At 32.6% G+C, this 13,228-nt stretch carries 10 protein-coding genes; 3 read left to right on the forward strand and 7 right to left on the reverse strand.

Translation table 11 applies throughout. The features are described from left to right. Positions 1 to 27 precede the first annotated feature (27 nt). Positions 28 to 267 (forward strand): Lacal_2735 family protein, encoded by a 240-nt coding sequence (locus Q4Q39_RS18825; RefSeq protein WP_303284126.1) that lies wholly within the window; start codon positions 28 to 30, stop codon positions 265 to 267. 179 nt (positions 268 to 446) lie between these two features. Here the strand turns inward: Q4Q39_RS18825 and Q4Q39_RS18830 are convergent, their stop codons facing one another. The 3 genes from Q4Q39_RS18830 to prfA form a co-directional block, all read right to left on the reverse strand. After that, the gene (locus tag Q4Q39_RS18830; protein ID WP_303284127.1) at positions 447 to 1,265 is read right to left on the reverse strand and encodes an ABC transporter substrate-binding protein; all 819 of its coding nucleotides are present in this window, start codon (positions 1,263 to 1,265) and stop codon (positions 447 to 449) included. A gap of 42 nt (positions 1,266 to 1,307) precedes the next feature. After that, a complete protein-coding gene (pyrF, locus tag Q4Q39_RS18835) occupies positions 1,308 to 2,132 on the reverse strand; it encodes an orotidine-5'-phosphate decarboxylase (protein WP_303284128.1) in 825 nt (274 codons plus the stop codon). A gap of 119 nt (positions 2,133 to 2,251) precedes the next feature. Beyond that, positions 2,252 to 3,328, reverse strand: a complete 1,077-nt coding sequence (gene prfA / locus Q4Q39_RS18840) for a peptide chain release factor 1 (RefSeq protein ID WP_303284129.1) — start codon at positions 3,326 to 3,328, stop codon at positions 2,252 to 2,254. Between the two features lie 404 nt (positions 3,329 to 3,732). Between prfA and Q4Q39_RS18845 the strand changes: the two genes are divergently transcribed. Next, the gene (locus tag Q4Q39_RS18845) at positions 3,733 to 4,395 is read left to right on the forward strand and encodes an ATP-binding cassette domain-containing protein (RefSeq protein WP_303284130.1); all 663 of its coding nucleotides are present in this window, start codon (positions 3,733 to 3,735) and stop codon (positions 4,393 to 4,395) included. A 158-nt stretch (positions 4,396 to 4,553) separates the two neighbouring features. Here Q4Q39_RS18845 and Q4Q39_RS18850 read toward each other — a convergent pair whose 3' ends face one another. The 4 genes from Q4Q39_RS18850 to Q4Q39_RS18865 form a co-directional block, all read right to left on the reverse strand. Further along, positions 4,554 to 7,109, reverse strand: coding sequence for an adenosylcobalamin-dependent ribonucleoside-diphosphate reductase (locus tag Q4Q39_RS18850; protein ID WP_303284131.1), 2,556 nt, complete (start codon positions 7,107 to 7,109; stop codon positions 4,554 to 4,556). Positions 7,110 to 7,293: 184 nt separating this feature from the next. Then, on the reverse strand, positions 7,294 to 8,253 hold the full coding sequence (locus Q4Q39_RS18855; RefSeq protein WP_303284132.1) for a DUF3078 domain-containing protein: 960 nt from the start codon (positions 8,251 to 8,253) through the stop codon (positions 7,294 to 7,296). Positions 8,254 to 8,322: 69 nt separating this feature from the next. After that, a complete protein-coding gene (locus Q4Q39_RS18860; RefSeq protein ID WP_303284133.1) occupies positions 8,323 to 9,501 on the reverse strand; it encodes an AIR synthase related protein in 1,179 nt (392 codons plus the stop codon). A 134-nt stretch (positions 9,502 to 9,635) separates the two neighbouring features. Further along, a complete protein-coding gene (locus Q4Q39_RS18865) occupies positions 9,636 to 11,822 on the reverse strand; it encodes a glutamine synthetase III family protein (RefSeq protein ID WP_303284134.1) in 2,187 nt (728 codons plus the stop codon). 275 nt (positions 11,823 to 12,097) lie between these two features. On the opposite strand from Q4Q39_RS18865, the gene Q4Q39_RS18870 reads away from it, so the two are divergent. Further along, on the forward strand, positions 12,098 to 13,114 hold the full coding sequence (locus tag Q4Q39_RS18870; RefSeq protein ID WP_303284135.1) for a glutamine synthetase beta-grasp domain-containing protein: 1,017 nt from the start codon (positions 12,098 to 12,100) through the stop codon (positions 13,112 to 13,114). Positions 13,115 to 13,228: the final 114 nt, after the last annotated feature.

The following is a 13,228-nucleotide window of genomic DNA, read 5'->3' on the forward strand; positions in this document are numbered from 1 at the left end:
ATATTCCTTTTAATTTCTGATTAAAAAATGTATATTTATTTACCTTCTATTTCGTGGGGACGCATGAAAAAAATAGACTACATAAAAACGCATCAAAGCAAACTCAATCAACGCTATAAAGAACTTATTGAGCAGGCTTATAATTTTCGTCAAACAGATTCTGCTTTAAGTGATATCTCTGAATACAGAGCTATTAAATTACTTAATAAACTTAACAGATTAAAATATCTATCTAGAGAGCCCTCACATATGATCCCTTCTAAATAAAATTTAGCAATTCCTTAACTTTCTTCTGACATCCAAAAAATATTTTGGCACGTACTTTGTATTAAAAGAAGTTATGAGTACACATTATTGTAGAGTTGGTAAAATAAAACCAAATTTAAATAAGCTAATTAGCTTAAAAGAACTGGAAAATAAGATCGCTAATTTTGTAGAAGACGCAACTAAAGTTGATCGTTCTCAAGATTTAAGCGCAAGTTTTTAAAATATTTAAAAGCTTTTGCTAATCTAGAGCCATACCAGGAAAACATCTCACCATCAGCTAAAATAATAGCTGAGTTGGGATAAAATTCTTGTATGTCACTTTTATGCTTTTCTTTAAATGGGTAAGGCTCACTGGATAAAAGCACGATATCTACATCTTTATTTATAAAGGATTCGTTGAGGTTTACTTCTGGATAACGAACCTCATCCTTAAAAATATTTTCAAACTTATTAAGTTTCAACAAATAGTTGATAAACGTATTACCTGCGGCAACTATCCATGGATCTTTCCATATAAAATAAACGGTTTTTAATAGTGATTTATTTTTAATGAATGTATTAAAATCATCAATCTCCTTTTTAATACTAGTTCTGATAACTAAAGCTTCTTTTGATTTATTAAAAATTTCGCCATATTGGTGAATTAACTCTAAACTATCATCAATTGTAAAAATATCAGAAACATGTACATTACAAATACCCTCACAAGTTTCTACAATAGCCTTAGTATTTTCTTCTTTGTTACAAAGAATAATATCTGGTTGTAAGGCTTTAATTTTATCTAAATGGATTTGCTTTGTGCCTCCAACAACAGCGATATCTGTCCTAATATGATGCGGGTGTACACAGAATTTAGTGACACCAATAAGGGAACTTTCTAAACCTAAATCACATAATAATTCGGTTTGACTTGGTACTAAGGAAATAATACGCTTTGGAGTTTCCTTTAAATGTATGACTCTGCTTAGTTGATCTTCTACTATTTTAGTTTTCAACATTACGCAGAGATTTTATAATTCTTTATAGTAATACCCCAGTGGCTATCCCGCATAACGATTCAATTCAACTTCCATTTCTTGCTGAAGTTCTTGAGCTTTTAAAGCACTCGCTTCAGCAAAATCGGCATCTTTAGATGCATAAATAATCCCGCGAGAGGAATTAATAAGCAAACCAACCTGATTGTTCATTCCATATTTACAAACATCTTGCAAATTACCTCCTTGAGCACCAACGCCTGGTACCAATAAAAAGCTTTCTGGAATAATTTGTCTGATATCTGCTAAAAATTCAGCCTTGGTAGCTCCAACTACATACATCAAATTTTCTGAACGTTTCCATGTTTTTGAAGTCTCCAAAACGTGTTTATATAATTCTTTTCCATCAATCGTTTTTGTTTGAAAATCAAATGCTCCCTGATTGGATGTTAATGCTAGAAGTATGGTATGTTTATTATTAAAAGCTAAAAAAGGTTCTACTGAATCTTTCCCCATATAAGGAGCAACTGTTACAGAATCAAAAGCTAAATCTTCAAAAAAAGCCTTAGCATACATGGTGCTTGTATTACCAATGTCGCCTCGCTTCGCATCAGCAATAGTAAAAATTTCAGGATGCTTTTCGTTTAAATAATTAATGGTTTTTTCTAAAGCTTTCCAACCTTTTATACCATAGGCTTCATAGAATGCCGTATTGGGTTTATATGCTATACATAAATGATGTGTTGCATCTATAATCGCTTTATTAAAAGCAAAAATAGGATCTTCTTCTTTTAAAAGGTGCGATGGTATTTTATTTAAATCAACATCTAATCCTATACATAAAAAGGATTTCTTTTTTTTGATCTGCTGAACGAGTTGGTTTGTTGTCATTCCTCCTTAATCCTCCAAAGGAGGAAACTATTATGTGTTTATTTTTATGTCTGTTTATTATTCCGATGCAAAAATTTCTGACTTTGTGTCTTTACTTTCGAGAAAGAGTCAGACAGTGACTAAATCACATCATCGTTAGCCTTCAACTTCTCAGTGTTTTCAGCTAACATCAATTCATCAATTATTTTTTGAATATCACCGTTTACAATATTACTTAAGTCGTAAAGGGTTAAACCTATTCTATGATCAGTTACACGCCCTTGTGGATAATTATACGTTCTAATCTTAGCACTTCTATCACCAGATGACACCATGCTACCACGCTTTGCAGCATCTTCTTCTTGTTTCTTTGCCAATTCCAAATCGTATAAACGAGAACGTAATACTTTAAAGGCCTTTTCTTTATTTTTATGCTGTGACTTTTGATCCTGACATTGCGCCACTAATCCTGTTGGAATGTGTGTTAAACGTACCGCCGAATAGGTAGTATTTACAGACTGACCTCCTGGACCAGATGAACAGAAAAAATCAATACGTACTTCCTTTGGATTGATTTCCACATCGAACTCTTCTGCTTCGGGGAATACCATAACGGTAGCGGCACTAGTATGCACTCGTCCCTGAGTTTCGGTTTGCGGCACACGCTGTACACGGTGTACACCTGCCTCAAATTTTAAAGTTCCATAAACATCGTCCCCACTTACTTCAAACTGAATTTCTTTAAAGCCGCCATTAGTACCTTCACTAAAATCTACAGTATCTACACGCCATCCTCTTCCTTCGCAGTATTTAGTATACATTCTAAATAAATCGCCAGCAAAAATACTCGCCTCATCTCCCCCAGTACCAGCACGTAACTCAACTACGGCATTTTTAGCATCTTCCGGGTCTTTAGGTATTAAAAGGACTTTAATTTCTTCTTCCAACTTAGGAATTCCTTCTTTTGCTTCATCATACTGCATTTTGGCCATTTCTACCATTTCAGCATCACTTCCATCGGCAATTATCGATTCAGCTTCCTTTAAATTATCCGTAAGTTCTATATATAGTTCTCGCTTATCCATAAGAATTCGCAAGTCTTTATATTCTCTATTAAGTTCTACATAACGTTTTTGATCTGTAATTATATCTGGTTGAATAATTAAATCACTAACCTCATCAAAACGCTGTTTTACTATTTGTAATTTCTCTAACATCTACCTTTTTAATTGGGAATCAAAAATACGATAATTTATGAATTTTAAGCACCAATATACCTGCCTATTAATCATTAGACTAGAATAATATTCAACTTCTACCGTTTCTAATCATATATTATGAATCAATTATTTTCCATATTCATTTTTTACAGGCCTTTTATTTTTTGGTCGTTTGGCTTAAATATCATTTTTTCATTTTTGAAATATGATATCCTTCCCATTCTTATTGCAAAACTATTTTTAGTCATTTTTTTATGGTTTTTTATCAATGAAACCCATGCCAAACGAAAACTAATATTTTACAAAAACTTAGGGATCTCTCCTTTCAAATTATTTGCTCTATTGTATGTTATTGATGTGTTTTTAAGTATTCCATTTCTTTTACTTCTTAAAGAGTTTGTATGATTATAGAGATTGATAATGTTGAACTTTATTTCAATAACCAACCTATTTTAAACGGTATTTATCTAAAAGCTGAAACAGGAAAAATTACGGGCATTTTAGGAAGTAATGGCTGTGGAAAGAGTTGTCTTTTAAATATTGCTTTTGGTAATCTAAAAGCCAAATATAGTTTGATAAGAATTAATAACACCCCTATTTTAAAACGACTATATCTAACAAAATTAGTTAGTTATTTGCCCCAGCATCATTTTATTCCTAATAAAATGATGATTAAGACTGCTTTTAAACTTTTTAAGGTAGACTGGGATGTTTTTGTTAATATATTTGAAACTCTAACCCCTTATAAAAACTTTTATTTCAAAAAATTATCTGGAGGAGAACGTAGGATTATAGAAATTTATCTTACTTTAAAATGTCCAAGAAAAATAGTGTTTTTAGACGAGCCTTTCTCTCATGTAGCTCCTTTATATATTGAAAAAATAAAAGCTCTTATTGAAGAAGAAAAGCAGAAAAAAGCTATCGTCATCACAGATCATATGTACGAACACATTATATCTATTTCTGATGCTATATATCTTTTAAAAAATGGTTGTACAAAACTAATTGACAACGTAAAAGAATTGGAAAATTATAAATATTTAAGTATGAATTCTTTGGATTGAATAAAAAATGACTGCATAAAAACAATATTTGGGTGTCAGTTCGAGCGCAGTCGAGAATTAAAGTTCCTCACTAAATATGAAGGTTTCGACTACGCTCCAGACATCCAATTTTTATTTACCTTTTAAACAATCTTCTTTACTTATTATTAAATAAGATATTACCCGCACTTAGAAGATCCACAATCTTTGCAAGTTAGACAGCCTTCTTGGTAGATTAAATTTCCTGATTTACAAGAATCACACGTCTGTCCTTTAACTTCTGTTCCATCAGCTACATAACGTTTCAATGCACGACCTACACCATTTTTCCAGGTATTAATAGATTCTGTATCTAATTGCAAACTATTAATTAAATCAACAATTTTATCAATTGGCATACCATGGCGAAGTGTACTGGAAATAAGTTTCGCATAGTTCCAAAATTCTGGATTAAACTTATGAGATAAGCCTTCTATAGTCGTTTTGTACCCTCTTTTATTTTCATATTGAAAATCGTAACGAGACGTACCATTTTCATTTCTGTTCTTTATTATCAATCCATTGTTTACCCAACGAGGAATTAAAATACCGTCTTCATCATCTGTTAAACCTGTAAAAATCTCATAAGGTTTCTCGTCTATCAACCCAATAAAAGCAATCCATTTTTCTTTATTATTCTGAAAACGAACAACATCTGCTTCTAATATTTGAGGACGTTTAATTGGAAATGCTGTTAATAAATCTTTAGATTTTTCTTCTTTCTTATCATCATTAGAAATTAATACACCAGATCTAGAGCCATCTCTATAAACGGTGACTCCCTTGCATCCTACTTCCCATGCTTTTAAGTATAATTCTCCAACCAAATCTTCAGAAACATCATTAGGCAAGTTAATGGTTACACTTATGGAATGGTCTACCCATTTTTGAATAGCGCCCTGCATACTCACTTTGCTTAACCAATCCACATCATTTGAAGTCGCTTTATAATACGGTGACTGTTTTATTAAATCATTTAATTCTTTCTGAGAGTAATTTTTAGAAGTATTTATATTATTAGCTTCCATCCATTGTTTAAATCTATGGTGAAAAACAACATATTCTTCCCAAGAGTCACCAACTTCATCAACAAAATCTACACGTACATCTTTGTCGTTTGGATTTACTTTTCTTCTCCGCTTATAAACGGGTAAAAATACAGGTTCTATTCCAGATGTTGTCTGCGTCATTAAACTAGTAGTACCGGTTGGAGCTATAGTTAGTAAAGCAATATTCCTCCTACCATATTCTAGCATTTCATAATACAGCTTGCTGTCTGCTTCTTTTAAACGTTGTATAAACGGATTGTTTTTTTCTCGTTCTGCATCAAAAATATTAAAGGCGCCTCGCTCTTTTGCCAAATGCACCGATGCTCTATAGGCTTCTATAGCGATTGTTTTATGCACTTCTAATGAAAAGGCATTACCTGCTTCACTTCCATATTGAATGCCTAATGCAGCTAACATATCTCCTTCTGCTGTAATACCAATACCTGTTCTACGTCCTTCTTCTGTTTTTCGTTTTATATTAATCCATAAATTACGTTCGGTAGCCTTTACCTCATCTAGTTCGGGATCTTCATCAATTTTCTGTAAAATAGCATCAATTTTTTCTAATTCCAAATCAATGATATCGTCCATGATTCGTTGAGCAGAAACAATATGCTTTTTGAATAAAGAGAAATTAAACTTAGCATGTTCAGTAAAAGGGTTTTCTACATAAGAAAACAAATTAATAGCCAATAACCTACAAGAGTCATAAGGACATAGAGGGATTTCACCACAGGGGTTTGTAGATACTGTTTTATATCCTAAATCGGCATAACAATCTGGAATGGATTCACTTATAATGGTATCCCAAAATAAAATTCCCGGCTCAGCAGATTTCCAGGCATTATGAACAATTTTTTTCCATAAATTGTTCGCTTTTATTGTTTTAGATACTTTAGGTTTTTTACTAAATACAGGATACTTCTGAATATAATCGCTTCCATTTTTAACAGCTTCCATAAAGTCATTATCCATTCTAACCGATACATTGGCACCTGTTACTTTACCTTGTTCTAATTTTGCATCAATAAAGTCTTCAGAATCTGGGTGGTTAATAGAAACCGATAGCATTAATGCACCACGTCTACCATCTTGCGCAACTTCTCTGGTAGAATTGGAATAACGTTCCATAAACGGAACGATACCCGTAGAGGTTAATGCAGAATTTTTAACTGAAGAGCCTTTAGGGCGGATATGAGATAAGTCATGTCCAACACCTCCCCGACGTTTCATAAGCTGAACTTGTTCTTGGTCAATTTTCATAATACCTCCATATGAATCTGATTCCCCAGAATTACCAATTACAAAACAATTAGAAAGTGATGCTATTTGATATGGGTTCCCTATACCAGCCATAGGACTTCCTTGTGGTACTATATATTTAAAATCTTTAATTAAACTGAAAATATCATCTGTAGACAATGGGTTCTTATATTTTTTTTCAACCCTTGCCAATTCTTTAGCAATTCGCAAATGCATATCATTTGGAGTTAGCTCGTAAATATGTCCTTGAGAATCTTTAAGGGCATATTTATTTAACCATACGCGAGCAGCTAAATCATCATTATTAAAATACTTTAATGCTTTATTAAAGGCCTGGTCTTGTGTGTAAGTTTTTGGTGGAGTTTTTGTGACATTGTCATTCATTAGTAAGTTGTATTTTGGATTATTTAATTAGAGTATAAATAAACTAAAAGCGTACAACTTAAAATATGATAAAAATCATAAAGCCAACAAACAATAATAAACAAACTACTATTTATCAGTGTTTTAATTTTTTATTAACATTAAAAAGTTAACAAATTTTTGAAATTAAAAGAAGGTATATTATTTAAAAATCAACGGCAAATCCAACGCCTAAAATTTGTTTCCACTGTATCTTTGCACCAGCTTCATCAAACTCTCCTTCAATCTCTGAAGGCTCTTTCGTTTTTACATCGTCGTCATATTTTAAATGAGAACCGAGCGTGGCTCTTATAAAATTATTTACTTTAAAATTAAAATCGATTCGCCAATCTAAATCTACATTTCCAAAATTATTTATGTAATCGGAATATAAACTCACAACATGCTTCATGTTTATATTATTTGCGACTTCCATCTCATAACTATTAGTCACTAAAATACCTACCTCTTCCCGTAAACGTTCCCCAGGAGTGATCACATTACCATCTGCATCTAACACCGCAGGAGTAACTCCAAAAGATCCTGCATTAGCCAAATCTTCATCAAGTACAAAAGTCGCTTTTAAAGTTATTGGGGAAAAATAAAATGACAATTCTTCAATCTCTTTTCCGTATTCCATACCACCACCAAAGAACAAATATCCTGGTGCCATTAATCTGGAAATCGGGACTTCTTTATTTGGGTATTTATACCCATTGGTAAGCTGTGTTTTAAAATTAAGCCTTGCCGAATAAAACCAGTTTGATGAATTATTAGACTTATAACCAATGTTTGAGGTAATTTCGAACAAATCGTCAGTTTTTCTCAATTCTCTAGACTCTTGCTTATTTACTCCATAACGTATTGATAAGTCATTTCTCCATGAAAAATAAGTATCTCTATAATTTGCTGAAGAATTAAGTCCTATAAGACCTGATATTGAATTACTACCACCTGCATTCCAATTGGTAAATGAAACCTGACTTAAATCTATTGTGGCTTTATTTTTTTGAATCCACTCTGGTCTATCTTCTTTTTTCTTCTTTTTTTCTAAAAAAAGGGAATCTGGCTGCGCAGAGATTAATTGAAAAAAGAAACAAAAAGAGAGTAAGAGGGTGGTTTTCATGGTTTAACTTAATTAATTATACAAATTAAAAGCTACCTATCAATAATCATTCCGTTTTTAACAAAAAAACTAATAATTAAATTCTCCAAATTCAGATTTTATTGTAAGTCTTTTCGTTTTAGAAGCTTTAACGCGGCCAATTATTTTAGCGTCAACGTTAAAAGATTTTGATATAGCGATAATATTTTCAGCAATTTCCGGAGACACATATAACTCCATTCTGTGTCCACAATTAAATACTTGGTACATTTCTTTCCAATCTGTTTTAGATTGTTTTTGAATGAGTTTAAATAGCGGTGGAATTGGAAACATATTATCTTTTATGATATGAAACTCGTCAACAAAATGAAGGATTTTTGTTTGAGCTCCTCCACTACAATGAACCATTCCATGTATTGTTTCGCTGTTAAACTCTGATACTATTTTTTTAATAATCGGCGCGTATGTTCTTGTTGGAGACAATACTAATTTACCAGCATCTATAGGAGCATCTTCAACATGATCTGTTAATTTAACTCCTCCCGAATATACTAGTTCTTCAGGCACTGATGCATCAAAACTTTCTGGATATTTTTCAGCAAGATACTTACTAAAAACATCATGCCGGGCAGACGTTAATCCATTACTTCCCATCCCACCATTATATGATTTCTCGTAAGTTGCTTGACCGAAAGATTCTAAACCGACAATAACATCACCCGCTTTAATATTCGCATTATCAATAACTTCGTCTCGCTTCATTCTTGCTGTTACTGTAGAATCTACAATAATCGTTCTAACCAAATCACCTACATCTGCTGTTTCACCACCTGTAGAATGAATCGTTACTCCAAAGGATTTTAAATCTTCAAGTAATTCTTCGGTACCATTAATAATTGCAGAAAGCACCTCTCCTGGAATTAAATTCTTATTTCTTCCAATAGTTGAAGACAGCATTATATTATCTGTTGCTCCCACACATAACAAATCATCAATATTCATTATTAGAGCATCTTGTGCAATTCCTTTCCAAACTGAAATATCTCCAGTTTCTTTCCAATACATATAAGCCAAGGATGATTTTGTTCCTGCCCCATCTGCATGCATAATCAAACAATAATCATCATCGTTTGTTAAATAATCTGGTACAATTTTACAGAATGCCTTTGGAAACAATCCTTTATCTATATTTTTTATAGCATTATGTACATCTTCTTTTGATGCAGAAACCCCACGCTGTGCGTATCGTTTAGAAACTTCTTGACTCATAATATTTTATTGTGGTGCAAAAGTAAAGGAATATTTTAAAATTAACCATCCTTAACATAAGTATATGGTACTTTTAATTCAATTTGTTTTTTAATGAAATATTCTTATTTTTTATTAGTCTATTCAATAGTCTCCTACCTTGTAAATAATAATTCTCTATATTTTGTTAATGGCCAAATCTCATCATCTACTAATAATTCTAACTTATCACAATGATAACGAACATCGTCAAATAAAGGCTTTACTTGATTGCAATATGCTAATGCCTTCTTTTCAATATCTTCGAATGCGTTAGCTTTTTTGCGTTCATTTATCATCTTCGTAACATTTACATTAATGCCTTCTATATGACTGGAAATCTCTTCAATTAAATTAATCTGTTCTTTGGAAACAGAATTAAATTTCTTATCAAATATCTCTTTTAAACCCCTAACATTTTCAATTAAAATATTCTGGTATTTAACAGCCGTTGGCACAATATGGTTACGTGCAATATCTCCCAATACGCGACTTTCAATTTGAATATGCATAATATAAGCTTCAACTTCTATTTCGTAACGAGCTTCGGTTTCAATTCTACTCATAACATTCATTTCTTCAAATAATGCAATGGTTTGTTTTGAAACTTTAGCTTTCAAAGCTTCAGGAGTTGTTTTATTATTACTTAAACCTCTTTTCTTAGCTTCTTCTTCCCATGCTTTTCCATAACCATTGCCTTCAAACAAAATACTTTTAGTAGATTTAATATATTCTCTCAATACATTAAAAATAGCTTCGTCTTTCTTTAAGTCTTTCTTATCAATTAACTTATCGACTTCAATTTTAAAGTCTTTTAATTGTTTAGCGACTATGGTATTTAAAATAGTCATCGGGTTACCGCAATTTGCTGTAGATCCTACCGCTCTAAACTCAAATTTATTTCCGGTAAACGCAAATGGAGACGTACGGTTTCTATCTGTATTATCAAGTAAAACATCTGGGATTTTACCAACAACATTGAGTTTAAGTTCTGTTTTTTCCTGAGGTGATAATTTTCCTTTAGTCACCCCTTCCAACTCTTCTAAAACTTTGGTTAATTGTTCTCCTATAAATACTGAAATGATAGCTGGCGGTGCCTCATTAGCTCCTAATCTGTGATCATTACTAGCTGATGCAATTGCTGCTCTTAAAAGTGCTTCGTGTTCATGAACCGCCTTAATGGTATTAATAAAGAATGTTAGAAACTGAAGGTTACTCATAGGTGTTTTTCCTGGACCTAATAAATTAACACCAGTATCTGTAGACAACGACCAATTGTTGTGTTTTCCAGAGCCATTAATGCCTTCAAACGGTTTTTCATGTAACAATACTTTAAAATTATGGCGTGCTGCTACACGTCCCATGATATCCATTAGAAGTGAATTATGATCTACTGCCAAATTAGCTTCTTCATAAATTGGTGCCAGTTCAAACTGATTGGGCGCAACTTCATTATGCCTTGTTTTTACAGGAATTCCTAAAAGCATACATTCTGTTTCTAATTCACGCATAAAATTCAATGCCCTATTAGGAATAGAACCAAAATAATGATCATCTAGTTGTTGGCCTTTTGCAGGAGAGTGTCCTAATAAGGTTCTACCTGTTAAGGAAATATCTGGACGGCTTGCTGCCAACATTTTATCTATTAAAAAATATTCTTGCTCCCACCCTAAAGAGGATGATACTTTCTTTACGTTTTTATCAAAATATTTACATATAGCCGTTGCTGCATCATCTACTGCATGTAAAGCTCTTAATAAAGGGGTTTTATAGTCTAAGGCCTCACCCGTGTAAGCTACAAATATGGTTGGAATACATAAGGTTGTACCGTATATAAACGCTGGTGATGTTGGATCCCAAGCGGTATACCCTCTGGCTTCAAATGTATTCCTAATGCCTCCACTTGGAAAGCTAGAAGCATCTGGTTCTTGTTGCACTAACTGGCTACCTCCAAATTTTTCAATAGCCATACCATCCCCTATAGTTTCAAAAAAGGCATCATGTTTTTCTGCTGTAGACCCCGTTAATGGCTGAAACCAGTGCGTATAGTGCGTAACTCCTTTTGATAACGCCCAATCCTTCATTGAAGAGGCTACTTGATCTGCGATACTCCTATCTATTTTTTTACCATATTGAATCGCATTCGTAACACCTTTAAAAGCGTCTTTTGTTAAATATTGACGCATGGTATTCTCGTTAAACACATTCTTTCCAAATAGGTCTGATCTGCGTTCTTTCTCTTCTACTCTAACAGGTTTATATGCAAGGGACTCTTTGATAGCATGAAATCTTAATGTTGGCATTTTCAGAAAATTTACTAAGTTTGATAATGACTATATTTTTATGCAAAAATAAGTAGCAAAAACAATAAAAACATAAAAACACAAAAGTTTATTGTTGACATTTTTACAATTTTCATATAAAATAATATTCTTTTTTTAAAATAAACCTTAAAATAATGGGGTATAAATAAAAATAACCAATACTTATATTAAAATACCCCCTATAAATTTAAAGTATTTATATAATAATTTATATTTGTGGATATTATTAAAATTTCACTCATAAAATATTCATTATGGCAAAAATTAAATTAGAATACCTTTGGTTAGATGGTTATAAGCCAACTCAAAACTTGAGAAGTAAAACTAAGGTAGAAGAGCATGAAAACTTTAAAGGAACATTAGAAGAAATAGGAAACTGGTCTTTTGATGGTTCATCAACACAACAAGCTGAAGGAGGATCTTCAGATTGTTTATTAAAACCTGTTGCGATATACCCAGATCCTGCTCGTATTAATGGATATTTAGTAATGACTGAAGTTTTAAATGCAGATGGAACACCGCATGAATCTAACGGAAGAGCTGGTATTGATGATGGCGATAATGATTTCTGGTTTGGATTTGAGCAAGAATACTTCATCATGGATACGCATACACAACTACCTTTAGGATTCCCAATTGGAGGATATCCTGGACCACAAGGTATGTACTACTGCTCTGTTGGTGGAAAAAACACTCACGGTAGAGATTTTGTAGAAGAGCATGCTAATTTATGTATTGATGCTGGTTTAAACTTTGAAGGTATTAACCAAGAGGTAGCTAGTGGACAATGGGAATTCCAATTATTTGCTAAAGGAGCTAAAAAAGCTGGTGATGAAATTTGGATTGCTAGATATTTACTAGACAGATTAACTGAAAAATACGGATACTATATTGATTATCATCCAAAACCAATAAAAGGCGACTGGAATGGTTCTGGTATGCACGCAAACTTCTCTAATACGACTTTAAGAACTTGTGGTTCTCAAGAAGTTTATGAGAAAATATGTGAAGCATTCAGACCTGTTACCAAAGAACATATTGAAGTATACGGTGAGTTTAACGACCAACGTTTAACTGGTTTACACGAAACAGCTTCTATTAATGATTTCTCTTATGGAATATCTGATAGAGGAGCATCTATTCGTATTCCTATTATTACTGTAGAAAAAGGATGGAAAGGATGGTTAGAAGACAGAAGACCTGCTTCAAACGGAGATCCATACAAAATTGCTGGTAGAATTATTAAGACTGTTAAATCCGCTAACGTCTAATAATAACACTAGTTTTGTTCATAATAAAAAAGGGCTTGCAAAATTTTGCAAGCCCTTTTTTATACGAACTCATTTAGACTTTTTGGATTTAAGCGAAAATTAGAAGTTTTTGCC

This window comes from Flavivirga amylovorans (genome assembly GCF_030540875.1).
Classification (GTDB): Bacteria; Bacteroidota; Bacteroidia; order Flavobacteriales; family Flavobacteriaceae; genus Flavivirga; species Flavivirga amylovorans.

Coding starts and splice junctions, on each gene's coding strand:
- Q4Q39_RS18825 (WP_303284126.1), top strand. CDS start 28: ATGTATATTTATTTACCTTCTATTTCGTGGGGACGCATGAAAAAAATA.
- Q4Q39_RS18830 (WP_303284127.1), bottom strand. CDS start 1,265: ATGTTGAAAACTAAAATAGTAGAAGATCAACTAAGCAGAGTCATACAT.
- pyrF (WP_303284128.1), bottom strand. CDS start 2,132: ATGACAACAAACCAACTCGTTCAGCAGATCAAAAAAAAGAAATCCTTT.
- prfA (WP_303284129.1), bottom strand. CDS start 3,328: ATGTTAGAGAAATTACAAATAGTAAAACAGCGTTTTGATGAGGTTAGT.
- Q4Q39_RS18845 (WP_303284130.1), top strand. CDS start 3,733: ATGATTATAGAGATTGATAATGTTGAACTTTATTTCAATAACCAACCT.
- Q4Q39_RS18850 (WP_303284131.1), bottom strand. CDS start 7,109: ATGAATGACAATGTCACAAAAACTCCACCAAAAACTTACACACAAGAC.
- Q4Q39_RS18855 (WP_303284132.1), bottom strand. CDS start 8,253: ATGAAAACCACCCTCTTACTCTCTTTTTGTTTCTTTTTTCAATTAATC.
- Q4Q39_RS18860 (WP_303284133.1), bottom strand. CDS start 9,501: ATGAGTCAAGAAGTTTCTAAACGATACGCACAGCGTGGGGTTTCTGCA.
- Q4Q39_RS18865 (WP_303284134.1), bottom strand. CDS start 11,822: ATGCCAACATTAAGATTTCATGCTATCAAAGAGTCCCTTGCATATAAA.
- Q4Q39_RS18870 (WP_303284135.1), top strand. CDS start 12,098: ATGGCAAAAATTAAATTAGAATACCTTTGGTTAGATGGTTATAAGCCA.